We start from the raw sequence: 24275 nt of genomic DNA on the forward strand, positions 1-24275 counted from the left end.
TACCGGACCAGTTGAAAGAATCTTGAAGGAATGCCTGTCCAAGCAGAACGGCATTATGCCTTCGCGGCAATACGAATGTCCACTCCAAACCTGTTAAATTCCGTCAACCCCGTATTATCAGCGAATCACCCCCCTCTCACTCATGGCGCAGAGCGTCGATAGGATTGAGGGCCGCGGCGCGCCGGGCGGGAAAATAGCCGAAAATCACGCCGATGGCCGCAGAAAACACAAAAGCCAGCAGGTTGATGCCCGGATTGAAGAGATAGGGAATTCCCATCAGCCCGGCCAGAAGCATGGAGGCCACGGTGGCCAGCACGATCCCGACCAGACCGCCGAGGCTCGACAGCACCACCGCCTCGATCAGAAACTGCAGCAACACCTCTCTCTCCAGCGCGCCGATGGCAAGACGGATGCCAATCTCCCGGGTGCGCTCGGTCACCGACACCAGCATGATATTCATGATGCCGATGCCGCCAACCAGCAAACTTACCGCCGCCACAGCGCCCAGCAGCATGGTGAGTATTTTGGTGGTGCCGGTCAGGGTTTCCGCGATCTGCCGCGTGTCCATGACCCGGAAGTCGTCGTCTTCGGTTTCGGAAATATTGCGCCTCTCCCGCATCAGCAGGGCCAGCTGCTCCTTGACCTTGTCGATCGAGGCGCCATCGCGCACCGAAATCATCAGTCGATTGATGTCCTGGCTGCCGGCCAGCCGGCGCTGCACGGTACGCAGGGGCATCACCACGGTGTCGTCCTGATCCGATCCCATGGCCGATTGCCCCTTGGCCTTGAGCAAACCGACGATTTCGCAGGAAAATTGCTTGATGCGAATCTCGGCACCCAGCGGATTCTGTCGGCCGAACAGCTTTTCACGCACCGTTTCGCCAATGACGCACACCGCTTTGCCCGACCGCTGCTCGGCTTCGCTGAAAATCCTCCCGGATGCCAACTCCCAGCTGCCCGCGTCGAAATAATCATCGTTGCTGCCGGCAATGGAGGTCGACCAGTTTTGAGCCTGGTATACGGCGGTCGCCGATGCGTTGACCACTGGCGCCACCAGACTGGCACCACTGATCTGGTTGCGAATGGCTTCGACATCGGCACTCTTGAATTTGGGCGCATCCGCCGAACCGGGGCCGAAACGCTGGCCCGGCATCACCATCAGCAGGTTGCTCCCCATGCTGGAAATCTGATCGGCTACCGACTTGGTGGCACCATTGCCGAGGGTCACCATGGTAATGACGGCGGCCACACCAATGACGATGCCAAGGATGGTCAGAAAAGAGCGCATCAGGTTGCGCCGAATCGCCCGCAGAGCAAGCAGCAGCGTATTCCACAGCATCAGGCCACCTCCCCGCTGGAACGATCCGATTCTACCCGGCCATCGACAAAGCTGATGACCCGCCGCGCGTAAGCCGCCATGTCCGGTTCGTGGGTAACCATCAACACGGTGATGCCCTGTTCGCGATTGAAACGCCCTATCAGCTCCATGATTTCCCGGCTGGTGCAGGTGTCGAGGTTACCGGTGGGCTCGTCAGCCAGCAACACCCTGGGACGGGTAACCATGGCGCGGGCGATGGCGACGCGCTGCTGCTGGCCTCCGGACAGTTCGGCCGACGTGTGATGTTCCCATCCCTTGAGTCCCACCTGTTCCAGAGCAGCCCGCGCCGCGGCATGCCGCGCCGCGATCGGCTCGCCGCGATAGATGAGCGGCAATTCCACATTCTCGAGAGCGGTGGTGCGGGACAGCAGATTGAACCCCTGAAAAATGAAACCGAGAAAATGCCGCCGCAGCAAGGCACGCTGGTTGCGCGACAGGGCCTCGACAGCCACCCCCTGGAACTGGTAACTGCCGCCGCTGGGCGTATCGAGGCAACCGAGGATATTCATGGTGGTGGACTTGCCAGAGCCGCTGGGACCCATGACCGCCACGAACTCGCCGGCATTGATCCTCAGATCGATACCTTTAAGCGCCTGGAACGCTGCCTGGCCACTACCGTAAGTCTTGGTGATCCCGACAAGCCGGATCAGAGGTGACGATGCGTTCATGATTTTGAACTCAGCATTTCGGTAATCACTTCCACACCTTCTTGTAATTCATCGCCCAAAATCTCGGTGTAGCGGCCATTGGTGGCGCCAGCTTTCACCTGTACCGACACAGCCTGTCCGTCACGCAACACCCAGACACGCTGCAAGCCGTTTTGCGTGCCTGCCGACCCTTGGGATTTTTGTGTCGGACGGGGCGGACGCGGTATCAGTGACCCGACCAGCCCCCGGCCCGACGATTTGGCCGGCGCGGCTTCCGAGGGACTGAAGCGCAGCGCGGCATTCGGCACCAGCAGGGCATCCTTGCGCGTGACGGTAGTGATCACGGCTGTAGCGGTCATGCCCGGGCGCAGAATAAGATCATTATTGTCAACCTGCAGTACCGCGGGATAAGAAATAACCCCATCGTCGTCGGCCGCGTTGAACCCGACCCGGGTAATCGTCGCCTCAAAGGTTCTGCCCGGCCAGGCATCGACGGTGAAGCGGGCCTTGAGCCCCGCTTTCACCTGACCGACATCCGCTTCATCCACATCCACCTCCAGTTCCATCTGGGAAAGATCCTCGGCCAGGGTGAACAGCGTCACCGCCTGCAGTGAAGCCGCCACCGCCTGCCCCGGATCGACCGCCCGCTCCAGCACCACGCCGTCGATGGGCGAGCGGATATGCGCCTTATCGAGATTCGTTTCATCGCTGCGCAATGCGGCCTTGGCCTCGGCGATGCTCGCCCGGGCACTCGCCAGATTGGCCTGGGCGCGGGAATATTCGGCCTCGGCGGTTTCCATCTCGGTGCTGGACGGCACCTTGCCATTGGATAAATCCCTGACCTTCCGGTATCGCTGGAGTTTGAGGCGCGTTTCCTCGACCGTGGCGCCAGCCTGTTGCAGACTTGCTTCGGCGGCCTGCACCGTTGCTCTTGATTTGGCGACGGCATCCTCGAACTTCGAAAGATCGAGTACCGCCAACACCTGGCCTTTGCTGACCCGATCATCGTCATCGACGTACACTGCGTCGATAGTGCCGGACATTTCGCTGCCGACTTCCACCTTGTTGGTCGGCTCGAGATTTCCTGTAGCCGTTACCGTCACAATCAGGGTGTCGCGGGCCACCTTTTCAACCAGATAGCGCGGCTCTCCGCTGTCACCGCTGCCCCGCAGCAGAAAATAACCGGCTACCAGCAACAGAACCGGCAACATGACCAGGGCCCAGCGCCAGCGGCGCCTGCCGCCGCGCTTTTCAGCGGAAAGAAGCGTTTCGAATGCGATTTCGGACGTGTTGTCATTGGGGGGGAGATATCGTTCATGACGCGTTCCTGGTGTCTTCGGGTTGGGAGTTAGGCGACCAGCCACCGCCAAGAGCCTTGTAGAGCTGGATCTGGGCGCCGCTCAGCTGGCCGGAGCTGGAAGCAAGATCGTTTTCAAGATTGAGCAGGGTACGTCGGCTGTCAAGCACGGTGAGAAAATCCGTCAATCCACCGGCGTAACGCTGCTCGGCCAGTTGCAGGGTTTCACGCGCGGACTCCGCCGCCTGCTCCAGCCGCTGCCGCCGCTCGTCCGCATCCGCCAGCGCAGCCAGCGCGTTTTCCACATCTTCAAGGGCGGTCAACACCGCGGATTTGTACCCCAGAAGAGCCTGTTCGAGCAGAGCGTCCTGCGTCGCGATGTTGGCTTTAATGCGGCCCGAATCGAAAATCGGCGCGGTGATGGAAGCGAGCAGTGAATAGACAGACGCACCGCTGTTGCCAAGCGCTGACAGGGCAAAAGCCTCCAGCCCGATGGACCCGGAAAGATTAAAGCGTGGATAGCGTTCTGACTGGGCCTCGCCCAGCCTCGCGGTTTGTGCCGCCAGGCGGCGTTCAGCCGCCCGCACATCGGGGCGCCGACGCAGCATATCGGCCGGGATGCCAAGCGCCGCCGAGCGCTCCGCCAGGGGGATGACCCCGGTGGCTGCCAGGCGATTCATCAATGCGCCCGGAGCGCTCCCAAGCAATACCGCCAACCGGTTGCGGGCCTCTACCATGGCGGTACGCAGGGCGGGCAACCCGGCACCTGCGCTCTCGACCTCGGTGCGCGCCTGGGCAACATCCAACTGTGAGACCAGACCGGCCTGCAGGCGCCACTGGGCAAGCTGCCGAATCTCCTCCAGCGCCGCGATATTGGCCTCAGTGACCGCCAGGCGACGTTCCGCGGTGCGCAGATCCACGTAATTCAGCACCACCTCGGCCACCAGCGATACCTGCGTATCGCGCAGGCTCTCGACGCTGGCTTCGACATCCGCCTCGGCAGCCTCGACCCCGCGACGCAGACCGCCGAACACATCGGCCTCCCAGCCCGCATCGAAACCGGCGCTGTACAGTTCACGGCTATTGCCTCCGCCGGTTTCCTCGCTGGACTGGCTGCGGGAAGCCGAAGCGGACACATCCACCGACGGTCCGAGCTGCGCCCCGGCCAGAGCCCGCCGCGCCCGCGCCTCACGCAGCTGCGCCCGGGCCGTGGCCAAATCGAGGTTGGCCGCCAGCGCATCGGCCACCAATGCCTCAAGCACCGGATCGTTCAACTCGCGCCACCAGCGCGCCATATCCGTCGGGGCGGAGACAGTGCGCTCCGCGTTGGCGCCCGGGTCGGAGCGACTCCAGGCCGAAGGCACATCCACCGACGGCGTTTGATAATCGGGGCCGACCGCAACACATGCCGCAAGGCCCGAACCGGCAAATATCGCCAACATGCATGAACCCAGTTTTTTCTTCACCTTGCAGAACCTCATCTATTGCGACATCCTTCGAATCATCGATAAAAACCCGCCCCCTGCGAAACAGCGTGACGGTAATAACTGATAACAGAAGATATTGCAGGAAATATGGATAGAATGCACAAAAAATCCCCGGCAGGAAGAGCCCCCGAGAAGATCGCTCCGAAAGCTGCCTTGAAACAGGCGATGGGTCTGCCCGACACCGCCTTTTCAAGGGTCGCTCAAAAAAACCGTCCCCGGGCGACGTCAACAAAGGGGTGTCCATCCTGATACTCCGGATGGATACAGCGTGGTTTTCTTATGAAAAAGGGGCCATTTCCCGGATGACAAAAAAATTACCCTGCGGTTCCTTGAAACCATGGGCATCCGGCGGATCCGCTGCATTTGCCCCGTCAATTTTGATGATCGACGGATCTTCTGACATGATATCATGGGTCTGAATGACAGACCGAAATCACAGCTAGCGTGCCTCAAGCAACAGATCAACGGGACAGGTACCCATGGACAACAACACAGAAATGCAGCATTGGCATGTCCTCTCGGCGGCCGAAACCCTGTCCGCCCTTGGCGCCGATGCCGACAGCGGCCTGAGCGCGCAGGAGGCCGGCGAGCGGCTGGCCCGGTTTGGCGAAAATCGCTTGCGGGAGGAGACTCCACGCCCGCTCTGGTTGAAATTTCTCGACCAGTTCAAGAGCCTGATGGTCATCGTCCTGCTGGTTGCCGCCGTGCTGTCGCTGGGCATCGGGGCGGCCAAGGATGCCGTCGTGATCCTGGTCGTCGTGGTGCTCAACGCGCTGCTCGGCTTTTACCAGGAGCATCGGGCCGAACAGACCCTGGCGGCCCTGAAAGGCATGCTGGCCCTGCGTGCCCGGGTGCGGCGCGACGGCCGGATGCAGGAGGTGGAGGCGGCTGGCCTGGTCCCCGGCGATATCGTCCTGCTGGAAGCGGGCGAGCGGGTACCGGCTGACGGCCGCCTCCTCGAAGCACACAGCCTGGAAATTCAGGAATCGGCATTGACAGGGGAATCCCAGGCCGTTGGCAAATCGAGCGCGGCTTTGCGGCAACAGGATCTGCCCCTCGGTGACCGCAACAACATGTTATTCATGAACACCGTTGTGACGCGCGGCCGGGCAAAAATGCTGGTAACCGGCACGGGCATGCAGACCGCCATGGGCGGGCTGGCCGAAACCATTGCCCTGACCCCGGATTCCCCGACGCCGTTGCAGCGGCAGCTCGACGTTCTGGGTAAACGCCTGGCCGCCATCGCCGGCATCGTGGTGCCGGTGATTTTCACCCTCACCGTTCTACGCGGAGCCGGTTGGACCGATGCCGCCATGACCTCGGTAGCCCTTGCCGTTGCGGCCATACCCGAGGGGTTGCCCGCGGTGGTGACGGTCACCCTGGCGGTCGGCATGTGGCGCATGGGGCGCAAGCAGGCCATTCTGAAAAAACTGGCCGCCGTGGAAACCCTGGGTTCCACGACGGTGATCTGCACCGACAAAACCGGGACCCTTACCCTCAACCAGATGACGGCTCGCGCCGGCTGGTGCGCCGGGCATCACTTTACCGTAACCGGCCAGGGCTACGAACCGCAAGGCGACATATCGGGCTGTGACGAACGTCCCTTGACACCCCTGCTGCTGGCTGCCGCCCTGTGCAACGAATCGCGGGTAAACGATGGCCAGCTCATCGGCGACCCCACGGAGGGTGCGCTCTACGTGCTCGCCGAAAAAGGCGGCATCGATCCCCTGATCGAGCAGCAACGCCACCCCCGTATCGCCGAAATACCCTTTGATTCGGAGCACAAGTTCATGGCCACCTTCCACCATCGGGGCGACATCGTGGACATGTACATCAAGGGGGCGCCCGACGTGATTCTGGATCATGTTGATCACTGGTTGGGTGACCATGTTCCGATGCCGGTGGATGAAGCAACGCGCGCCGTGATCCGTGCCGAGAATGAAAACCTGGCCGGACAGGCGCTGCGTGTTATCGCCATGGCCCGGCGCGAAATCCCCGCAAACACCTTCGATCCCGCGGCTGACCTGTGGCAATGGGCCGGAGGCTGGACATTCCTGGGGTTGGTGGGGCTGATGGATCCGCCGCGCCCGGAGGCGGCACAAGCCATCGCCCGCTGCCGCGAAGCAGGCGTGCAGGTCAAGATGATCACCGGCGACCACAAGGCAACGGCAGCCGCCATCGCACTGGAGCTCGGCCTCGATGGCGAGGTGACCACCGGCGCCGAAGTGGAGCGCATGACCGAAGCGGAACTGTGCCGGGCCATACCCGGCATCACGGTTTTTGCGCGAGTCGCGCCGCAGCACAAGGTAAAAATCGTCAAAGCCCTGAAAGCCATCGGTCACGTAACCGCCATGACCGGCGACGGCGTCAACGACGCGCCGGCGCTCAAGACCGCCGACATCGGCATCGCCATGGGCATCACCGGCACGGCCGTGGCCAAGGAAGCGGCAACGCTGGTCCTTACGGACGACAATTTCGCTACTATTGTGCATGCCGTGGAAGAAGGCCGCCTGATTTACGACAATATTCTCAAATTCGTGCGTTTCCAGCTGTCCACCAACATTGCCGCAATTCTCACCGTCCTTGGCGCTACCCTGGCGGGTCTGCCGGTACCTTTTACCGCTATCCAGTTGCTCTGGATCAACATTATCATGGATGGGCCGCCCGCCATGACACTGGGTGTCGAACCCGCCAGGGCAGGATTGATGAAAGAAGCGCCTCGCACGCCGGGAACCCAGATCCTCCCGACAGAACGTCTGCTGCGCCTGGTTGTCTACGGCTGCATTATGATGGCCGGCACCCTTGCGATTTTCACCTACAGTCTGAAGCGGGGAGATACCGGCACCGCGTCGTTGACCATGGCTTTCACTACCTTTGTGCTGTTCCAGTTTTTCAACGTCTTCAACGCCCGTGCGGAACACGAAACCACCTTCAACGCCAACTTCCTGCATAACCGCAAGCTCTGGCTTGCCCTGAGCGGCGTGCTGCTGCTGCAGGTGGTGGTGGTCCACTGGCCATTGGCACAGGCGGTATTCGGCACGGCCTCCTTGAGCGCTGCCGACTGGCTGCTGAGCACAGCGGTAGCCTCCAGCGTATTGCTGACCGACGAAGCCAGAAAACTGCTGCTCCGACTCCTCAACAAAAGCCGGAAGCGAGCCAGAGCCTGAAGCGGGGACAGCACCACGTTGCCCTTTAAACAGAATCCCTGTCATCGAGGGAGAACACCTCCGGATCCGGGGAGCCCAAGAGTTCAAAACGGCAAAACCGTTGTCCTTGTAAACCGCAGCCCTTGTGAAAACGTCGGTTACCAAGGTATATGTAGCAAGAAAACCCTTCCCGGGATAAGAAAACGACAAGGAGACACCATGGAACAACTGCATGAAATTGCCAGCATCATCGCTCTGACCATGGGAGTAGCCTGGGCCAGCGGAATCAACCTGTACGCCACAATCCTGGTGCTTGGCCTGCTCGGCGCAACGGGCGGCATGGTTCTTCCGGAAAACCTCATGATTCTGACCGAGCCGATGGTCATCGGAGCGGCAGGCCTGATGTATGCCGTGGAGTTTTTCGCCGACAAGGTTCCGGGGGTGGATACCGGCTGGGACGGCCTGCACACCTTCATTCGCATACCTGCCGGCGCCCTGCTGGCTGCGGGCGCCGTTGGCGAGGTGCATCCGCCGCTTGCCCTGGCGGCGGCGATCGTCGGCGGCGGCCTCGCCGCCGCCACTCACGTGACCAAGGCCGGAACCAGGGTGTTGATCAACACCTCACCGGAACCGCTGAGCAACTGGGGCGCTTCTCTGAGCGAGGATCTTGTGGTCGTTGCCGGCCTCTGGGTCGCCCTGAATCACCCGTTGCTGTTCATCGGCCTGCTTATTCTGTTCATTTTACTCATGATCTGGCTGCTTCCGCGGATATGGACAATAATCAAAAAAATCTTCGGGTCCCTTGGACGGCTGTTCAGATCCGCAGAAAAGCCTGACCGCCCGAGCCCTGCCCCCACCCCGAAAGAGATTGACATCCCGCCCGATTTAGGCTAAATACATGGACCTCATAGAGTTTCGCCACCCTAGCTCAGCTGGTAGAGCAGGTGCATAGCTAAAAAATGACAAACGCTGCATCCCTTCGGGTTTGCAGCGTTTTTTTGTTTTTTTTGCTACAAATATAAATTTTGTTAATTTAAAAATTCGCGTAACTTGTTGTTATTATTGTTTTTTGACTTTGTAGACTTGGCGGGGTCCGGCGGGCTTTTGCCTCTCTGGCAGGTGGATTCTGGCGATATTGTCGCCGTTTTCGTTGCGGGGGAATCGATAAGTGATCAGGGCGTAGGTCGGGAAGATCCTGATCTGCGCAATGAGTGAGGCGATGACTTCGCGCTGTTCGGCCTGGTAAAGATGGTCGAAGGCCTGCCGGGTGATCTTGAGAGCGTCCCAGTCGGGGGCGATGGCTTGTGCGGAAAGGAGCCCGGCACGTTTTTGATTAAGGGTCCCGATGGTGTTGTCGATCTCATTTCTTTTTTGGCGGACGTCTGCGGGGCTGAGCAGGCCGTCGGCGACGGCTTCTACGAGGCGCTGTTTTTTGGTGTGACACTTTTCGATTTCGCGATCGATGTCGGCGAGTTTGCCGGGTGTGTCATCCGAATCTTGTCTGGCCTCCCATGCTCGCTGCAGTTCGGCGGCTTTTGACAGAAGGCCAAACAGGTTGGTCAATACTCTCTCCTCGAGGATGTGGGTCGGGATCATGCGGCTCTGGCATGCGTCGCTTTTGTCTTTGTGCCGGCAACCGTAGTAATCGAGGCGGGTTCCGTCGACGCGGGTGCGGCCGTTTTTCCATGCGCGGTAGGAGTGTCCGCAATATCCGCAGGTGAGGATATCGAGATTGCTGAGCATGGCGGCGTATTGTCTGCGCGGGGCTTTGCGGCGGCTGCCGCGGTTGCGGCGAATCCGCTCTGCTTGTAAGTGGTCGATAACGGCGGGCCATTGCCCGTCGATAGTGGCCCCGGAGTCGGGATCGCGGCGGGCGCCTTGATACATCAGGAGCCGATCGTCGCTGATCGCCCGGCGCACGGTAACGGATGGTATCCCTACCCTGTCGGCGACTTGGGATGCGGGGTAGAGTTCGGCCAGGCGCATCATCTTGCGAAAGGTCGGCATTTGATCGGGATCGACGATTAGCCCTCCGGCCCCGCGGTCGTATTTGTAGGGCATTGGTGGGTTTCCGGACAGCCATTTCCCGGCGCGGTAGGCTTCTGCCCTGCCCTCGGCCATCCTCGCCTGCAATACCTTCATTTCTACGCTGGAGAAACCGCCCTCCATGAGAAGTAGCATCCAGTCGCTATGTTGGGATGGGTCCAGCTGGCGTGATGGTGTGGCGAGTTTTACACCGTGTTGTGAGCACAGGTACAACCAGGAGACGTAATCTTGCAGACTATCATCGCGGCTCAGGCGCGATAGCTCGATGACCAGGATCAGGTTGATCTTTCCGGATCGCACGTCGCTCTCAAGGCGGGCGCGTTCGTGCAGTTCTTCGACCTTGCCGCGGGCCGCACTGGCGTGGCCGTCGTCGTAGATTTCAACCTGCCAGCCTTGGGCCAGGGCATATGCTGGCAACTGCTCGCGCTGGACGGTGAGCCGGTGGGAGGGTTTATTTTTATCTTCGCGGGATTTTCGGATATAGACTGCTGCGATCATGGGTTTTTGGTCTTACTCTTTGTCTTCACCTACATCAACAATCATGGCCTGAGTTACTTGTCCGTCAATTTCTTTCCCGTTTATTCTTAGAAAAATTGGCGATTTCCCCCACTCGGCATCTTTTAACTCTTTAAGGTGGGCGGCCTTGCGAAAAACCCATTTATCTTCGAGTGTGGCAGTAAAGATTCGCCCGTCTTTTTCCGACTTCACCCCGATGTAAAAGGCCTCAGGTTTGGAGGAATCGACCTTTTGAATACGATACATGCCGTTAAGTTGGGTCTTTATGCTGCGAGTTCGAGTCTGTCTCACAAGTTCTCGGACAACGTCTTGCGAAATACTGTGCCCGCCGATTTCCAGATGATCGGCCTCACTTGCTCCTTTTAACAGCTTATTAATTGTGTCTTCTGCTCGTTCATATGCTGGAACCAATACGGGATTTTTTTGCATAGCGTCAGCAAAGATTTGCATACGCTTTGTTTCTTGTTCGCTCAAAAGAGAGGTCATTTCGATTTGCTTTTTCTGGCGCACATGATCAAGGTAAGCTTTGGTTATGGTGACCCCACCCCAAATCAAGGCACCTCCTAGAACAACGGAGACAATCTCTGTGCCAGTCATTTTGGTAACCGCTCCATTGGCAAAAGTTTCAAGTGCAGATTGCAGGTCAACTTGAAAAAAGGATGAGCCTTTTTCAACTTTAACAACAATTTCCAGCTCATTGCGTTCGGCTTCGCTAAGTGCTCTAGCTGTTGATTTATTGTAACGCATTTGAGCATATGTTCGGTTAAGATTTTTTTGAAGATCGATAAAGCTCTCCATAACCTTAACGGTCAAGGATGAGTTAAATTTATCGCCCTGCAGCTTAAATTCCAAAACCGGCCAACCGTCAAATTCAATTTCAACCAGCCCTTTTGTCAAGCCATCAGTGACGGATTCTTTTAAAAATTCCCAAGCATCTTCTTCGTTTGAAATAGTGAGAGTTGTTGCCACTGGTTAATGCTCCTTTTAATAACATTCCACATTATCACTGTTCATTTTTCATTTGGTTAGGACAACAGTTTTTTCCCTAATCAGTTATCAACATAAATCCGTTCGACGGGGTATTTTGTAGAGGGAAACTCGACGGTCATGTGTACGGATTCGCCTTGTTTCATCCGGCCGCCGTCCACTTCGACGCAAACTTTTTTATTATTGCCCGTCACTCCGCAAACGGTTTGTAGCAGCGAGGATCGAGCGCCGGATCTGGCCAGGGTGATGGTGATGTTGGCGGAGCTGGCGCCGTAGCCGTTGCGGTACATCTGATTGACCTTGACGCGCCAGACGTCGTTGCGATGGGCTATGGCCGGGGTGGCTAACAGTATCAGGCTTGCGATAATGATCAGTTTTTTCATGGTCCTACCCTTCTTTCGCTAGAAATACTATTTGCATTCTGCCCCGCCGAGAACTTTCCAATTCTCTCCACGGACGACAGATCCGTAATCAATAATTTCAATGCGTATAGACTGACCGGACATTCCATGCTCTGCCAAAACAAGGCAAACATAATCTGCAAACCCGTCGCGCTGGGAGCCATTGTCAAAAACGCCAATTTTCAGGAGGAAATCGGTAGCCCACATGGCGTCTTTTACCTGCGGTTCCTGGCCGCTTTTTAAGTATCGAAGAACCTCTTGCCGCTGCTGTTTTTGATCAGCATGTACGGTAGATAATGACATGGCTATAAAGAGTGCCACGACGAAAAAAACCATGCGTTGCATGATGCCTGCCTTTCTCCAAGTGGATTTAACCTCTGCCCCTAAGCGCCTCCTGCGTCTCTCTTATCCTTTTAATCATCCTCAACGCCCTATCTCGTGCTGCAGACCGCAATATGCGAAGGCAAAAAATAACGTCAGCTTCCTCGTTTGTTACCTCTAGCTGCATGAATCCCTCCATGATGTTGACGCAATGCTAATTCAAAATCATGGGCGATTATTAAGGCAAAAGATAAAAAAATATAGACTTTTTAATCTGTTGGCGATCCGCTATTCTTGAGGGTTTTGCTTGCTCCGCTGCAGCAGCCACAGTTCGCGGAGGGTGTCCATGACATCGGCGCGATCCTGTGGATCGAGCTCGCGCATAAACTCCACCATCATGGCTTCCTGCTGGGTCAGTTTGAGAGGTTCGGTCGATGGATGCCCTGCCGACCACTCGATATCACAGGCCCGCACCAACTCGGACTCGTTGGTGTCGCTGGCGGCCCCCGATGGGCGCATTTCTCCGTCGCCGGTTTTTAACCAAGAGAAGCTTACACCTGTCAGCTCGGCTACCTTCGCAATGCTCCCATCTGGGATTTTTTTTCGCCTCTTCCACGCGCTCCCTGCGCTGTCTGAAAATCCCATAGATTCAAGCATTTGGGCCATATTCTTGGCCCCTGTCGCCTGAATCATTCGTTCAATTATCTGCAAAACACCGGACATATGTTCGCTTTTTTTGTTGACACCTGACAGATGTCAGGTTACTGTTCCAAGCACGAGGAGGAAACACCCAAAACCCTAAACACGGAGGCGGAGATGGCGACAGTCCAAAGCAGTGCATGGAGCAAGTTTTTTGGTGAATCTCTACGAACTCCCGGCGCCGCCTGTTTTTTACGCCGGTTTTTCTCCTATGCCGAAAAGCGATCCGGCGATGGTTGCGATGACTCCGGGCGGATCGTATCGGAACTCGGCCAGTAGTTTTTCAACCATGTCATCGGGGACCTGCTTGCTCATGCCGGTTTTTACTTTCGCCGACATGTTCTCTTTGGCCCATGCCAGCAGCTCAGCCTCTGGTTTGCCAAAAAATTCGGAGAACACTTTGGTGTACAGCTCAAGTCGGGTCATTTTTGGTCCTTTACAAAGGATGCCTAACAATTTTGCGACTGCTTAAGCGTATCAAAGCTCGTTTCGGTAACGAATTATATAGCGGTTTTGAATAGTTGGCGCTGCCATCAGGGAATCCGCAAAAAAACTAAGGGTAATGTTCTAGGAACATTAGCAATAATGAAGGATTTTGGCAAATGGAAAACAAGACGGTTTCTCACATTCCTGATTTTGACAAGCCGGCTACTGTGGCGAACATCCGCTCCTATTACGGGAGCGTGGCGGAGGCGTGTCGGCGTTTTGAAGTTGAGCGCCGGACGTTTGATGCGGCGCTCAACGGGGAGCGCGGCCGGCGCCGCGCGAACAGCATCGCGGCGCAGGTTATCCGACGCTTGGACGATCAGGGTCTGCTGGTAAAAAAACCAGCATAGCAGTTTTTTATGGGACAGTTTTAGGATGTTTTAAAGGGGGCTAATTATGGCGGGGATCGCACACAATCCACCGGAAGAGACGTTGCGGGAAATGCTGTATCGCTGGGCGAAGGCCCGGCCTCTGACGCTGAAACGGCAGGCGGAGCACCTGGGCCTGGCCGAGAGCACGCTGGGGAACAGCATCAATCCTCACATCGAGGCGATGGAATACAAGCTGGCCTGGCTGATCCCGCACATGCTCCTGAACGATAGCCTGGCGCCGTTGGATTATCTGGAGGCGTGTGTGGGCCGTGTGGCGTTCGATCTGCCCCAGGCGCCCGAGTGCGTGGCGAATCTGCAGGCGGAGCTGGCGCGCACGATTAAAGAGTTTGGAGATGTGATCGCGGCCTCGGGCACGGCTCTGGAGGACGGAAGAGTTCAGCGGAACGAAGTGAAGCGCATCGAGCAGGAAATTAACGAGATGGTCCGTCAGGCGTTTGCTTTTTTGCAAGCGGTGAAGGACCGCATGGAGCGTTACTGATGGCTGCGGACCGTCGTAAAAGATCGGAGCAGTTGCGCCGGGAATGGTTCAGTGCTGAGCAGTGGGCGCATGCGGAGGGGGTTGTTTTCCCGCTGCTGCGCGAAATGGCGCGGCGGGCCCATGAGCGCATGGGCCGTTCGGAGGCGCAATGATTGGGTTTTTGCGGATGATTATGGAGCGGCGGCATGTGAGTAAGCGCCTGTCCCGCATGAACCTGCGGCCATCCTTAGCTCACTCGCCAAAGCTGGTACCAACGAATTGCCCTGTCTGCGGCCGCCCGATTGCGGGACCGGTGTTCCGTAAGGTGCAAACGACGGCCGCGGGCGATCGTGACATTTTGGTTTGTACGGCCTGTCATGTGCTGGGCCCGATGGACAGCATCCTGACCGCGGCGGCGGAACGTGCGGCCGCTGATCACCCCGACCTGCCTGCTCCTGGCTAGATCCGCCCCGGGCCGTCCCTCCCGGGCCCCAAAAAAAGGGAAGTTGTCAAGGCGCTCGAGGTTTTTGACCCTCCGGCCTCGAGCGCCGGGTTTATCCCTCGGGAGGGCAGCTGGAGGCATCATGATTGTGGCCGATTTTAGTGGACAAGTTCTTGTTTTGGATTCGCTGCAGGACGCCGAAGCGCTGCTCGGGATCATTTCCCGGGGCAAGCCTGTCCGGTGGGATCACCGCCTGCCGAACGATGCGTGCTATGTCGAGGGGGCTACCCGGCGGTGTTTGGAGCTCACGGTGTCGCCCAGTCGGGTTGTGACCGAGGAAGAGGCAGGCAGGTTGTTGTCGGTCAAGGAGGCCGGCAAATGAGCCGGTTTGTTTGTTGCTGGTGCGGTGCGCTGTTTGGCGCGGCGCGGACTCCAGAGCCAAGCCATGGTACGTGTCCGCGCTGTGCGGCCCTGGGCTTTGCAGCGCTCGATGCTATGGCGGGGCCCTGTGTCAGCGTCCCCCTGTCCCCCGGGGTAAGGCGGTGGCTCATGGATGATCTGCTGGACCAATGGGTTGAGGCTCTGGCGATATTTGCCACCTGGATGGGTGTGTTGGTATTTGCCGGGCAAATCATCAGGGGGTTTTGTGGCGCGTAACGAGATGATTGCAGCGATGCACAAAGCAGAGGCCCGGATCAGGGCTTCGTTGTCGGGCCAGGTCAGAGTTTATACGCGGGAGGAGATCGATGTCATTGCAAAGACCCTCGAGCCGCCGCGGGTCGTCCGAAGCGACCCGTATTTTTACGGCGTCAGATATCGATGACTGGATGGCGGCGCACACGGTGAGATGTGAGCGGTTGGGATCGCGTATCGAGCCGGGCTTTTGCAAGAGCTACCGGCAGGACAGGATTGCTTGTCATGGTTGCCTGCAGGCCGCGGAGATGGATAGGCTGGCACAGGGTCATAAAGAGATTATCAAAGAGGAGGTGGATGTGGGTACAGGGGAAACAAAGGCATGTTTGGAGTGTAGAGCAACCGGCAAGAGGATCATCGGGCGAGGTCTTTGCGGGGCGTGTTACAGCCGCCTCCGCGCCTCCGGCGGTCTGGACGCAAAGTATCCCAAGGGCGGCAGGGCTACCGCCAGTAACCCTGAAACCGGTGTCACTCCCTCGCCCACGGTCGAGACTGACGAGGAGGTGGAACAGCCCACAGCGGGGCAGCCTGTGGCAACGATCGCCACGCGGTATGACGACTGTCCTGGAATTACCGCCGCCCGCGAGTGGGCCGAATCCCGGCTATGCCCTGAAGAAGGTGCTGATCCCTCACCTACAGTTGGTACTGAAGAGACCGTCGCTCCGCCCACAACGCCACGGCCGGTGAAGGTGGAGGGCCCATTATCTGACTCCCAGCAAGGGGTCAGTGCCTTTGACCAATTTGTCTCAAACGCGATAGCCAGCATACAGAATCGGTTAAGTGGGGTTACCCCGGAAGACGTACTGATCGATGGCCTTGATTTTGTCCACGTCCGTTTCCTGCCGGGTGACGCGGATCTGTTGGCGTTTCTGCAGGGCTGGGCACGCGAAGAGCGTCGCACCGTCGAGCAGCAGATACTCGCGATCCTCGACAACGCCAAGGCCGCGGCGGATAAGGAGACGATATGATCTACCGCGATTGTCTGACCTGTCGTCAGCAAGCCCTCTGCCCGGCCAAGCCCGAGCATTGCCGCGAGGCGTTGTTTGCCCATGGTCGCGGGGTTACCCCACCAGTCTGTCGGGACTACCAGCCTCGCTACTCTCGTGGTGTTGATGGTGTCCTCGATGTCGCTCCCTCCCCGCGCCCCTCCCATCCCCGTGGCGTCACCAGTATTAATCATGGAGGTTCGGCATGTTGAGCATCAAGCTCGAGGGTATAGAGCAGGCCATGCGGATGTTTGACCCCAAGGTCGTCAGCCCCGCCGCCAGCCAGGCAATCAACGATGCGGCCCGAGCGGGGCGGGCGGAAGCGGCACGTGCTCTGCTGGGCAAATGGAATCTGAAAGCGGGCAAGGTCAACGCCGAACTCAAGAATATCAAGTTTGCCAGGATCGGGGATCTGACCGCCACTATCCAGGCGAAGGGCCGCCCGATCAGCCTGCAGTATTTTGGCTTCAAGGAAGTGCGCCGCACGGTCAAAGGCAAGGGCGGGAAGTATCGGCAGGTCAAGGGTGTCACCGGCTCGGTGCTCAAGGCCGGTGGTGGCAAGTCCTACCCTGGCGCCTTCACGGCAACCATGCTCAGCGGACACAATGGCGTGTTCATGACTGAGAAGCGATTCTTTGGCCTCAGCGATTACGGGTACAACAAGCCGACCCGGGGCAGGTACGCCGGGCAGCGCGGCAGGACGCCTGTGGTCAGCATGTCGACCGTCACCATCGCCACCATGTTCAACCAGGTCCCCGTGCAGCAAGCCACGGTCAATGCTGTCGAGGCACGGTTCCAGTCACGGTTTGGGCACCACATTGACCGGCTCATGGACAAATGATCGCGGGTCCTCCCTGGCGATCCGGTGATTACGGGCGGCAAAGCCCCGGGCTTTGAGTCCATTTAAATTTTTTGTTGGTCGTGAAAAATTGAATGAGGGTTGCAAAAAATGGCGCAATTTCGGGAGGTTGCAAATAGCGAAGGGCTGCAGGGGCCTGTCAGTTGGTTGCCCGATGATGTGGTGGCTGAATTGTCGGCCCGGTTTTTTGACGCGGACACCTGCACGGACTGGTTCCTGGGCCGCTGTTATCCCGACGGGCCGGAGTGTCCTCGCTGCGGCGCGCCGATCACCGGCGAGCGGGCATTGGCGCGCTGGCGGGCGTTGCAGCGCCTGACCTGTCCGCATTGCGGCCGCAAAGTCAAGGCGACCACGGGGACCCTGCTCCAGGAAGCCCGCATCGATCCTCGCCAGCTATTTATCGCCCTGTCCATGCTCGGCCTCGGCGCCGATCCGGCGGCCATCGCCCGCATTGTTGGCGTCACCCCCGCGACGGTGTTGACCTGGCGTGACAAGGTCCGCGCCCTGGCGGAGGTCTGCCAGTGACCGACCCACAAAACAAAGTGGTCGATCTGGCCGCCCAGGTCGAAGAACGCCTCCGGCAGGAAGCCGCCGAACTCGCGGCGGCAGAGCCGAAAAAAGACGAGGCCCCGCCGGCAACTGGCGGACCCGACGACCCACGATTTATTATGCGGTGCCTGGCAAACAACGAGCGTGGCGACGGGATACTGTTCACCGCGCTGCAGCGGGACCAGTACGTCTACAACAAAACAAATGGCCTGTGGTACCAGTGGGAAGGTCACCACTGGAGCATCGATAAGCTCAACCGCGCCACAACAGCCGTCGAGAGCGTTGCGGTCAAATATCTCGACGAGGCGGCAAAACTCCGGGCGGAGGTCGACGCATTGTCTTCCGACATGGCCGCCGCGGAAGAAAAAGCCGAAAATTGTCGCACGGCCAAGGACGAATCCGGGGCCCGAAAGGCCACGGCACTAGCTGGCCAACTCGCCGTACAGATCGATCGCGTCAACTCCAAGCTCAAAAACCTCAAAAAGCGGGTTGAGCGCCTGCGCAGTGTGCGCGGCGCCGCCAACTGCCTCACCTGGGCCCACTGCGTCGAGCAACCACTCGCCATCGTCGGCGACGAAATTGACAAAAAACCGATGCTGCTGGCCTGCAAAAATGGCGTCATCGACCTTGAAACCGGCCGGCTATACCCAGGCAATCCCAGCGACTACCTGGTGCGCGCCATCCCCGTCGAGTATCACGGCATCGATTGCGTCAACCAGGACTGGGAAAAATTCCAGAGGGAGATCCACGGGGAGGAAAACACCCTGGTCGATTTCGTGCGGCGCTATTTTGGGTACAGCATCACCGGCCTGACCACGGAACAGTACCTGTCAACCTTCATCGGCGAGGGCGCTAACGGCAAGGGAACGATGTTCGAAACGCTCCACGAAGTTCTCGGGGAGCTCGCCTGGTCCATTGACCCCGAGATGATCCTCGAGCAAAAAAACGCTAAAAGCTCCGCCGGGCCCTCGCCAGATATCATATCGCTCTACGGGCGAAGGCTGGTCGTTGCCTCCGAGACAGAACAACATCGCCGCATCAGCGGAGCCAAAGTTAAACGCCTGACCGGCTCCGACACCCTCACCGGCCGGGCGCCCCACGACAAATACGAGGTCAACTTTACGCCGACGCACACCCTGGCCCTGGTGACCAACCACGCACCCAAAGGGCTGGCAGCCGACTTCGCGCTGTTTCGGCGGCTGCTCTACCTCGAATATCCGCTGCGCTACGTGGCCGATCCCGCGCTCGAAGCCCGCAGCGATCCCCAAAACGCGGCTATATATCGTCAGCGAGACCCCGATCTGCCGCGACGACTGCTCGCCAATCAACCCGGGATCCTCGCCTGGCTGGTGCGCGGCTGCCTCGAATGGCAGCGCGACGGTCTCAAGCCCCCCGACAAACTACGCGCCGCCGCCGAAGCGATCCGCCGCAACGAGGACCATCTCGCACGGTTCATCGAAGAATCCTGCCGCCGCATCGACAACGACAGTCGGCTACTGTTCAAGCTCTTTTACGGCAAATTTGAGGAGTGGTTCGCCGAAAATGTGGACGAGGAAAAACGCTACAAGCCAACCAAGAAATCCATCGCCGACCAGTTGCGCCGCAAGGGCTATCAAGTCGAAAACACCGGGGGGCAGACCTACGTCTACGGTCTCGACGTCGAAGGCCTGCTGGCATGATGACCATGAGGTTGCTGAAGGATACTGTCAAGGGGGAAAGGGGCATGATGATATGACAATTCAAAAAACCGCAAAAAATCATCATCATGGCCATAAACCACCAAAAACATTCACCATTTTAAGCAACCATGATGAAATGATGATTTTCCTAGAAACCCTCACGTGCGCGCACGCGCGCGCGTTAAGTAGAAGGGGATCGGCCAATAGCGGATAGGTTTTTATATATTACCGTTTTTAGGAAAATAATCATATCGTCATATTTGATAAAAAGACTCTGTAAAAACAATAACTTAAAACCAAGATGATGATTTTTGCAGTAAAAACAAGATCATCATCATCATGGCTGGATAAAAAATGACTGTCCTTGATCTCGCACAGAACCGCATCGCCGGGTTGAAAAAGAAAACCGCCAAAGAATGGGCCGGCCCCTGTCCTGCTTGTGGTGGCACTGACCGGTTTGTTGTTTGGACCGACCGCGACGCCTGGTATTGCCGCGGTTGCGCCAAGGGCGGCGACGCCATTGAATTTTTGCGTATGACCGAGGGCCTCTCCTGCCCCGACGCCCACGAGGCCCTCGGTCTGCCCTGTAGTGCCGCCTGCTGTCCGGCCCGCGAAAAATGCCGACTGGGCGATGGCAAGCCTGGGGCCGCGCCTCGCGACCCGATGTTGTCCACCCCGGCCATCAAACAACCACCCCGCCAGGACTGGCAGCCCTCCGCCGCTACGCAACCCGCCGATGCATGGGCTCAAAAAGCCGAAAAACTGACCGAATGGGCTCATCAGCAACTACTAGGCAACGAGATCCAGCTGGACTACCTGGCCGCCAGGGGCCTGCCGGCCGCTGCCGTCCGACGCTTCCGGCTGGGCTACGTGCCGGCCGATCTGTATCGCGAGCGGGCCGCATGGGGGCTGCCCGCCGAAACCAGCGACCGCACCGGCAAGCCTAAAAAACTCTGGATACCCCAGGGCCTCCTGATCCCGTTTATGGCCGACGGCATCATCCATCGCATCCGGATCCGGCGCCACAAGGCCGACGGCACCCAGCCGCGCTATTACTGGTTGCCGGGCAGCGGTAACGATGTTGTCATCATCAACCCCAGCGCCCGGGCATTTGTCGTGGTGGAATCCGACCTCGACGCGCTCGCGGTCGTCCATGCCACCGGCGACCTGATCGGCGGTGTCCCCCTGGGCACCTGCAGCGCCAGACCCAAAACCCACGCCGACGAGGTCCTCGGTCGTGCCCTGTGTATCCTGGTGGCCCTCGATGTCGACCAGGCCGGCACTAAAAACTGGCCATGGTGGCGCGACCATTACGCCCGCGCCGACCGCTGGCCCGTACCCGCCGGCAAGGATCCCGGCGACTACGTCAAAGACCACGGCGGCGATCTGCGCGCCTGGGTCGAGGCCGGCCTGCGCAAACTCTGCCCGGCCTTCGCCCTCCCGACACCGGGCCCCGCCTCAAATCACGTAGAAAAACCGGAACCGCCTGCCGAAAACTTCCCGCACCACCACAAAGGCATCAGCGCCGGCGGCTACCCATTCGTCATCGCCCACCACGCCGATCATGTCGACGCCCTGGTGCAGATGTACCCGGATATTCCGGTGTTTTCGCCCGCCGAGATCAAAGCTCTGGAAGGGATGACCAAACAAGAAGCCGAAAAAGTGCTGCGGGCCAAACAGATCTTCGGGCCGGGCACGCAAGTATTGGGGACCAAGCCGATCCCCAAAATCTAAACCAAACGGAGGAGAGGATGATTAACACATCAAAAGCCGACTGGCAGGGGCCCTTCATTCTGTCGCTGATCTGCGCGCTGGCCGACGGCCTGCAGCGCGCCGAACCGGTCAACCACAGCGCCCGGGCCAACCGGCTGGCGCGGATCGAAGAGGCCGCCTTTAAAACGATCCCGTTCTACCCGCCCACCGAGTTAACGCCGCAGGTACAGGATCTGGCCGGGGAGTTTTTCGGGAAAATCCAGGCGCTGTTCAACGACACCCTGTCGCCCGAGGCCGAAAAACACCGCCAAAAACAAATCATCAGCCTGGTCGGCACCAGCGTCGACGATTGCCGCGCCACCATCGCCCTGATGGACGATGCCGCGTTGATGCAGGCCACCCTGGACTATATGGATCAAAACGACATCGAGGGCAAAACCCGCCGTCAGGTGCTGCAGCGCCGCATCCGCGCCATCAAAAAAGAGGCCGCGAAATGTTGACCTGCGCAACCCCCGATCAGCAGCCAGGCCGCGCCAACTGCCCCAACTGCGGCGGCCACCTGGCCAACATCGGCAGCGGCCTGCGCGAATGCGAACAATGCGGCTTTCTGGCTAAAAATAACCCACAAGAGGACACACAAACCATGCAGATTGACACCCGTGAACCGTCACCGCAAAACCCCGCCGCCACGCCGCAACCGATGCCCACCGCCGGCCGCCGCGACGTGCTGCCCGAGGTCATCGCCGACCTGCAGTCCCGCGACGCACTCGGCCGCCAAAAATACGGCACCACCCTGCAGACCCATAACGGTCGCGATCCGCTGATGGACGCCTACCAGGAGCAGCTCGATCACTGTATGTACCTCAAGCAAGCGCTCATGGAGCGAGGCACTCCCGAGGTTGTCTACAACTGGCCCGCGGTCAAGTTTTCCCAGACCAACAGCCAGGCCGACCAGTTCGCGCACATCCTCAGCGAGATCGACGAAATCAACGAGATCGGCCCGTTTTTTGGCCCACTGCTGCATATGGAGCTCGCCGATCTGCACCACAGTATCGAGACCTACTGGCGCATCGCTGCCAAACGCTACGGCCAGGAGCACATCGACGCAATCTTTCAAGCCGTCGAGAACAAAAACCGCGCCCGCGGTTACTATGACATCGCCACAGAGGCCGCACCGTGCCCCGGCCTCGACGGTCCCTATGGGCACATGCCCTACGGAGGAGGTGCGGAATGATCCTGGTCACGCCATCGGTCGAGGTCCTACACATCACAGAACGTCCCCTGCACCTCATCGAGGCCGCCGGGCGCACCTGCTACAAAAGCCAAGCCCATCCGATCACCATCACCACCGCCGGCCAGTTCGCGCAGATGCTGGTCCGGCGTGGCCACGAGTCGGTCCTCGAACACGCCCACGCCACCCTGCGCATCGTCTGCGATCGCGGCGTGTCCCACGAGATCGTCCGCCACCGTCTGGCCAGCTACAGCCAGGAGAGCACCCGGTATTGCGATTACACCAGAGGTCACGTGACATTTATCATCCCGCCGTGGGTGGATGTTGATCCTGACGTTGTCGATATGACTGTTCCGGACGCCGATGCGGGGCTAGCCCTCTTGGCGCAGCAGCCGCAGGATTATGGCTGGCTGCTGGCGTGCTCTTATGCGGAGCAAACGTATCGATCCCTGCGCCAGGACGGATGGACGCCCGAGCAGGCCCGCACCGTGCTGCCCAACAGCCTCAAAACCGAGATTGTCATGACGGCCAACCTGCGCCAGTGGCGGCATTTTTTTACGTTGCGCACCGCCCCGGCGGCCCATCCCCAGATGCGCGAGTTGGCCGACTTGGCCCTGGCCGCCCTGCGCGAGCAAATCCCCGTAGTGTTTGACGACATCGAGGCCGGCCATGGCTCCCGATGAGCTGATCATCTACATCGTGCGGCATTTTGACAGCCGCTACCTGGTGCCGCTGTCGGAGCAATACGCCGCCGATGCCTGGAACGCAGCCATGCGCCGGGCCATCCAGCACCGCGCGACCGTGGCGACAGGTAACGAAACAAGGAGAAGCCATGCCCATCAGAACCTATGAAATCCGGCTAGAGATCTACGCCACGGTCCACCTGCCCCTACCCGATGACGGTGAGGACCGTAACTGCTGTGACATCGACGACGCCGTCACGGACCGCGACGCTATAGAGGCTGCTATATCAGGTGCTATTTCACAGCGCCGCGAGGTGTTTGTTTTCGGTGAGGATAAAGACCCGGCACAGGTGTTTATTGACCTGGATTTGACCAACGACATGCACATCGAGGGGTGCGAGGATGAATAAACATAACGACCCGACCATGGCCGCAAACATGCTCGAACGCGTCGAGGCCACCCAAACGGCGCTGCGGAAAATAATTGCCACCCTGGTCGATCTGATGGAGCGATCCGATATGGAAGAATTCGGCGAAGCGTGCCAGCCGGTCACGAATGGCGAATGGTTCGGCGCCATCGAGGAGGCAAAGGCCGTTATAGCCTCCGCACCAAAAACCAAAAAGATCGGGTTCAGATGCATATATTGCGGCCAGGAGTTTTCGACAGTGGAGGCGTGCAATGTCTGCGAAAAAAGCCACCTGTAAATCCGTTGGGGGAGACCCGTGGCCCTATGTTGGTCCCATCGCCCGCGCCGACGGCGAGGGGCCGTACAACATGTTTCTTTTGCCCCTGCCCGGTGATAGTTGGTGGGCCAATTACGAACTGGGCACCCGTATTGATCCCCGCTGGCATTTTGATGTCGTGGCGCTGGCCGACGGTCGGTTTTCCACGGTAGGCCAGGTGACGGCCATCGAGAGAGGGACGGACAGCCACGGCCGTCAGGTGGTATTCCCTGACCGGATTGCCGCGGTTCGTGCCGCCTGCGCCCGCATGATTCGGCAGGCCCGTGACTCCCGAGATTGGGGACCGATGAGCGGGAAGTTAGAAGGGGCCCTGCTGGCCATGGTCATCAACTGGGCCCGCGACGTCGTCGCACGGGAATCCGGTAGGCCGCGCCCGAGGTCGGCGAAGGTCGCCGAACCCGCACCAACGACGGCATAACGCTTGAACTCAGCGGGC

At 59.0% G+C, this 24275-nt stretch carries 29 protein-coding genes; 19 read left to right on the top strand and 10 right to left on the bottom strand.

Annotation, left to right across the window (positions count from 1 at the left end):
- Positions 1-136: 136 nt before the first annotated feature.
- From A6070_RS11450 to A6070_RS11465, 4 genes are all read right to left on the bottom strand, one after another.
- Positions 137-1339: an ABC transporter permease gene (locus A6070_RS11450; RefSeq protein WP_072285877.1), complete on the bottom strand. Its 1203-nt coding sequence runs from the start codon at positions 1337-1339 to the stop codon at positions 137-139.
- A complete protein-coding gene (locus A6070_RS11455) occupies positions 1339-2046 on the bottom strand; it encodes an ABC transporter ATP-binding protein (protein WP_072285878.1) in 708 nt (235 codons plus the stop codon). The genes A6070_RS11450 and A6070_RS11455 overlap by 1 nt, the downstream gene beginning before the upstream one ends.
- On the bottom strand, positions 2043-3236 hold the full coding sequence (locus A6070_RS11460; protein ID WP_083568962.1) for an efflux RND transporter periplasmic adaptor subunit: 1194 nt from the start codon (positions 3234-3236) through the stop codon (positions 2043-2045). Before A6070_RS11460 ends, A6070_RS11455 begins: the two co-directional genes overlap by 4 nt.
- Positions 3237-3339: 103 nt before the next feature.
- A complete protein-coding gene (locus A6070_RS11465) occupies positions 3340-4803 on the bottom strand; it encodes an efflux transporter outer membrane subunit (RefSeq protein ID WP_072285880.1) in 1464 nt (487 codons plus the stop codon).
- Between the two features lie 485 nt (positions 4804-5288).
- Between A6070_RS11465 and A6070_RS11470 the strand changes: the two genes are divergently transcribed.
- Both A6070_RS11470 and A6070_RS11475 read left to right on the top strand, forming a co-directional pair.
- On the top strand, positions 5289-7976 hold the full coding sequence (locus tag A6070_RS11470; RefSeq protein ID WP_072285881.1) for a cation-translocating P-type ATPase: 2688 nt from the start codon (positions 5289-5291) through the stop codon (positions 7974-7976).
- Positions 7977-8174: 198 nt separating this feature from the next.
- Positions 8175-8849, top strand: coding sequence for a DUF4126 domain-containing protein (locus A6070_RS11475; protein WP_072285882.1), 675 nt, complete (start codon positions 8175-8177; stop codon positions 8847-8849).
- Positions 8850-9014: 165 nt separating this feature from the next.
- Here the strand turns inward: A6070_RS11475 and A6070_RS11480 are convergent, their stop codons facing one another.
- From A6070_RS11480 to A6070_RS11505, 6 genes are all read right to left on the bottom strand, one after another.
- Positions 9015-10499, bottom strand: coding sequence for a recombinase family protein (locus A6070_RS11480; RefSeq protein ID WP_072285883.1), 1485 nt, complete (start codon positions 10497-10499; stop codon positions 9015-9017).
- Between the two features lie 12 nt (positions 10500-10511).
- Positions 10512-11486, bottom strand: a complete 975-nt coding sequence (locus tag A6070_RS11485; protein ID WP_072285884.1) for a hypothetical protein — start codon at positions 11484-11486, stop codon at positions 10512-10514.
- Positions 11487-11566: 80 nt separating this feature from the next.
- Complete coding sequence (locus tag A6070_RS11490) at positions 11567-11887, bottom strand: hypothetical protein (RefSeq protein ID WP_072285885.1); 321 nt, start codon at positions 11885-11887, stop codon at positions 11567-11569.
- 27 nt (positions 11888-11914) lie between these two features.
- The gene (locus A6070_RS11495; RefSeq protein ID WP_072285886.1) at positions 11915-12250 is read right to left on the bottom strand and encodes a hypothetical protein; all 336 of its coding nucleotides are present in this window, start codon (positions 12248-12250) and stop codon (positions 11915-11917) included.
- A gap of 264 nt (positions 12251-12514) precedes the next feature.
- Complete coding sequence (locus A6070_RS11500; protein ID WP_072285887.1) at positions 12515-12949, bottom strand: helix-turn-helix domain-containing protein; 435 nt, start codon at positions 12947-12949, stop codon at positions 12515-12517.
- Between the two features lie 168 nt (positions 12950-13117).
- Complete coding sequence (locus A6070_RS11505; protein ID WP_145926353.1) at positions 13118-13381, bottom strand: hypothetical protein; 264 nt, start codon at positions 13379-13381, stop codon at positions 13118-13120.
- A 146-nt stretch (positions 13382-13527) separates the two neighbouring features.
- Between A6070_RS11505 and A6070_RS11510 the strand changes: the two genes are divergently transcribed.
- The 17 genes from A6070_RS11510 (at position 13528) to A6070_RS11585 (ending at position 24257) form a co-directional block, all read left to right on the top strand.
- The gene (locus tag A6070_RS11510; RefSeq protein ID WP_072285889.1) at positions 13528-13761 is read left to right on the top strand and encodes a hypothetical protein; all 234 of its coding nucleotides are present in this window, start codon (positions 13528-13530) and stop codon (positions 13759-13761) included.
- Between the two features lie 46 nt (positions 13762-13807).
- On the top strand, positions 13808-14281 hold the full coding sequence (locus A6070_RS11515; RefSeq protein ID WP_072285890.1) for a phage regulatory CII family protein: 474 nt from the start codon (positions 13808-13810) through the stop codon (positions 14279-14281).
- On the top strand, positions 14281-14433 hold the full coding sequence (locus A6070_RS15615) for a hypothetical protein (protein WP_158513971.1): 153 nt from the start codon (positions 14281-14283) through the stop codon (positions 14431-14433). Before A6070_RS11515 ends, A6070_RS15615 begins: the two co-directional genes overlap by 1 nt.
- Before the next feature lie 411 nt (positions 14434-14844).
- Positions 14845-15084, top strand: coding sequence for a hypothetical protein (locus A6070_RS11525; RefSeq protein WP_072285892.1), 240 nt, complete (start codon positions 14845-14847; stop codon positions 15082-15084).
- 364 nt (positions 15085-15448) lie between these two features.
- Entirely contained in the window at positions 15449-16363 is a 915-nt protein-coding gene (locus A6070_RS11530; RefSeq protein WP_072285893.1) for a hypothetical protein, read from the top strand.
- On the top strand, positions 16360-16593 hold the full coding sequence (locus tag A6070_RS15450) for a hypothetical protein (protein WP_145926354.1): 234 nt from the start codon (positions 16360-16362) through the stop codon (positions 16591-16593). The genes A6070_RS11530 and A6070_RS15450 overlap by 4 nt, the downstream gene beginning before the upstream one ends.
- Positions 16587-17222, top strand: coding sequence for a phage tail protein (locus A6070_RS11535; RefSeq protein WP_072285894.1), 636 nt, complete (start codon positions 16587-16589; stop codon positions 17220-17222). Before A6070_RS15450 ends, A6070_RS11535 begins: the two co-directional genes overlap by 7 nt.
- 108 nt (positions 17223-17330) lie before the next feature.
- On the top strand, positions 17331-17765 hold the full coding sequence (locus tag A6070_RS11540) for a hypothetical protein (protein WP_072285895.1): 435 nt from the start codon (positions 17331-17333) through the stop codon (positions 17763-17765).
- On the top strand, positions 17762-19468 hold the full coding sequence (locus A6070_RS11545; RefSeq protein ID WP_072285896.1) for a DNA primase family protein: 1707 nt from the start codon (positions 17762-17764) through the stop codon (positions 19466-19468). The genes A6070_RS11540 and A6070_RS11545 overlap by 4 nt, the downstream gene beginning before the upstream one ends.
- Before the next feature lie 354 nt (positions 19469-19822).
- Positions 19823-21202, top strand: a complete 1380-nt coding sequence (locus A6070_RS11550) for a CHC2 zinc finger domain-containing protein (protein ID WP_072285897.1) — start codon at positions 19823-19825, stop codon at positions 21200-21202.
- A 17-nt stretch (positions 21203-21219) separates the two neighbouring features.
- Positions 21220-21681: a hypothetical protein gene (locus A6070_RS11555; RefSeq protein ID WP_072285898.1), complete on the top strand. Its 462-nt coding sequence runs from the start codon at positions 21220-21222 to the stop codon at positions 21679-21681.
- Positions 21675-22415 (top strand): hypothetical protein, encoded by a 741-nt coding sequence (locus A6070_RS11560; protein WP_072285899.1) that lies wholly within the window; start codon positions 21675-21677, stop codon positions 22413-22415. Before A6070_RS11555 ends, A6070_RS11560 begins: the two co-directional genes overlap by 7 nt.
- Positions 22412-23095, top strand: a complete 684-nt coding sequence (gene thyX, locus A6070_RS11565; protein ID WP_072285900.1) for an FAD-dependent thymidylate synthase — start codon at positions 22412-22414, stop codon at positions 23093-23095. The genes A6070_RS11560 and thyX overlap by 4 nt, the downstream gene beginning before the upstream one ends.
- On the top strand, positions 23082-23264 hold the full coding sequence (locus tag A6070_RS11570) for a hypothetical protein (RefSeq protein ID WP_072285901.1): 183 nt from the start codon (positions 23082-23084) through the stop codon (positions 23262-23264). Before thyX ends, A6070_RS11570 begins: the two co-directional genes overlap by 14 nt.
- A complete protein-coding gene (locus A6070_RS11575) occupies positions 23245-23505 on the top strand; it encodes a hypothetical protein (protein ID WP_072285902.1) in 261 nt (86 codons plus the stop codon). Before A6070_RS11570 ends, A6070_RS11575 begins: the two co-directional genes overlap by 20 nt.
- Positions 23498-23800: a hypothetical protein gene (locus tag A6070_RS11580; protein ID WP_072285903.1), complete on the top strand. Its 303-nt coding sequence runs from the start codon at positions 23498-23500 to the stop codon at positions 23798-23800. Before A6070_RS11575 ends, A6070_RS11580 begins: the two co-directional genes overlap by 8 nt.
- Positions 23775-24257 (top strand): hypothetical protein, encoded by a 483-nt coding sequence (locus tag A6070_RS11585; protein WP_072285904.1) that lies wholly within the window; start codon positions 23775-23777, stop codon positions 24255-24257. Before A6070_RS11580 ends, A6070_RS11585 begins: the two co-directional genes overlap by 26 nt.
- Positions 24258-24275: the final 18 nt, after the last annotated feature.

Source organism: Syntrophotalea acetylenica, assembly GCF_001888165.1.
Classification (GTDB): Bacteria; Desulfobacterota; Desulfuromonadia; order Desulfuromonadales; family Syntrophotaleaceae; genus Syntrophotalea; species Syntrophotalea acetylenica.

What these genes read in the sequence shown, in the direction of transcription:
- A6070_RS11480 (WP_072285883.1), bottom strand. Translation starts at nt 10,499, where the DNA reads ATGATCGCAGCAGTCTATATCCGAAAATCCCGCGAAGATAAAAATAAA.
- A6070_RS11560 (WP_072285899.1), top strand. Translation starts at nt 21,675, where the DNA reads ATGTTGACCTGCGCAACCCCCGATCAGCAGCCAGGCCGCGCCAACTGC.
- A6070_RS11460 (WP_083568962.1), bottom strand. Translation starts at nt 3,236, where the DNA reads ATGTTGCCGGTTCTGTTGCTGGTAGCCGGTTATTTTCTGCTGCGGGGC.
- A6070_RS11475 (WP_072285882.1), top strand. Translation starts at nt 8,175, where the DNA reads ATGGAACAACTGCATGAAATTGCCAGCATCATCGCTCTGACCATGGGA.
- A6070_RS11540 (WP_072285895.1), top strand. Translation starts at nt 17,331, where the DNA reads ATGGCGCAATTTCGGGAGGTTGCAAATAGCGAAGGGCTGCAGGGGCCT.
- A6070_RS11525 (WP_072285892.1), top strand. Translation starts at nt 14,845, where the DNA reads ATGATTGTGGCCGATTTTAGTGGACAAGTTCTTGTTTTGGATTCGCTG.
- A6070_RS11580 (WP_072285903.1), top strand. Translation starts at nt 23,498, where the DNA reads ATGAATAAACATAACGACCCGACCATGGCCGCAAACATGCTCGAACGC.
- A6070_RS11470 (WP_072285881.1), top strand. Translation starts at nt 5,289, where the DNA reads ATGGACAACAACACAGAAATGCAGCATTGGCATGTCCTCTCGGCGGCC.
- A6070_RS11585 (WP_072285904.1), top strand. Translation starts at nt 23,775, where the DNA reads ATGTCTGCGAAAAAAGCCACCTGTAAATCCGTTGGGGGAGACCCGTGG.
- A6070_RS11535 (WP_072285894.1), top strand. Translation starts at nt 16,587, where the DNA reads ATGTTGAGCATCAAGCTCGAGGGTATAGAGCAGGCCATGCGGATGTTT.
- A6070_RS11465 (WP_072285880.1), bottom strand. Translation starts at nt 4,803, where the DNA reads ATGAGGTTCTGCAAGGTGAAGAAAAAACTGGGTTCATGCATGTTGGCG.
- A6070_RS11500 (WP_072285887.1), bottom strand. Translation starts at nt 12,949, where the DNA reads ATGTCCGGTGTTTTGCAGATAATTGAACGAATGATTCAGGCGACAGGG.
- thyX (WP_072285900.1), top strand. Translation starts at nt 22,412, where the DNA reads ATGATCCTGGTCACGCCATCGGTCGAGGTCCTACACATCACAGAACGT.
- A6070_RS15615 (WP_158513971.1), top strand. Translation starts at nt 14,281, where the DNA reads ATGGCTGCGGACCGTCGTAAAAGATCGGAGCAGTTGCGCCGGGAATGG.
- A6070_RS11515 (WP_072285890.1), top strand. Translation starts at nt 13,808, where the DNA reads ATGGCGGGGATCGCACACAATCCACCGGAAGAGACGTTGCGGGAAATG.
- A6070_RS11530 (WP_072285893.1), top strand. Translation starts at nt 15,449, where the DNA reads ATGTCATTGCAAAGACCCTCGAGCCGCCGCGGGTCGTCCGAAGCGACC.
- A6070_RS11550 (WP_072285897.1), top strand. Translation starts at nt 19,823, where the DNA reads ATGACTGTCCTTGATCTCGCACAGAACCGCATCGCCGGGTTGAAAAAG.
- A6070_RS11510 (WP_072285889.1), top strand. Translation starts at nt 13,528, where the DNA reads ATGGAAAACAAGACGGTTTCTCACATTCCTGATTTTGACAAGCCGGCT.
- A6070_RS11455 (WP_072285878.1), bottom strand. Translation starts at nt 2,046, where the DNA reads ATGAACGCATCGTCACCTCTGATCCGGCTTGTCGGGATCACCAAGACT.
- A6070_RS11575 (WP_072285902.1), top strand. Translation starts at nt 23,245, where the DNA reads ATGCCCATCAGAACCTATGAAATCCGGCTAGAGATCTACGCCACGGTC.
- A6070_RS11555 (WP_072285898.1), top strand. Translation starts at nt 21,220, where the DNA reads ATGATTAACACATCAAAAGCCGACTGGCAGGGGCCCTTCATTCTGTCG.
- A6070_RS11570 (WP_072285901.1), top strand. Translation starts at nt 23,082, where the DNA reads ATGGCTCCCGATGAGCTGATCATCTACATCGTGCGGCATTTTGACAGC.
- A6070_RS15450 (WP_145926354.1), top strand. Translation starts at nt 16,360, where the DNA reads ATGATCTACCGCGATTGTCTGACCTGTCGTCAGCAAGCCCTCTGCCCG.
- A6070_RS11450 (WP_072285877.1), bottom strand. Translation starts at nt 1,339, where the DNA reads ATGCTGTGGAATACGCTGCTGCTTGCTCTGCGGGCGATTCGGCGCAAC.
- A6070_RS11495 (WP_072285886.1), bottom strand. Translation starts at nt 12,250, where the DNA reads ATGCAACGCATGGTTTTTTTCGTCGTGGCACTCTTTATAGCCATGTCA.
- A6070_RS11490 (WP_072285885.1), bottom strand. Translation starts at nt 11,887, where the DNA reads ATGAAAAAACTGATCATTATCGCAAGCCTGATACTGTTAGCCACCCCG.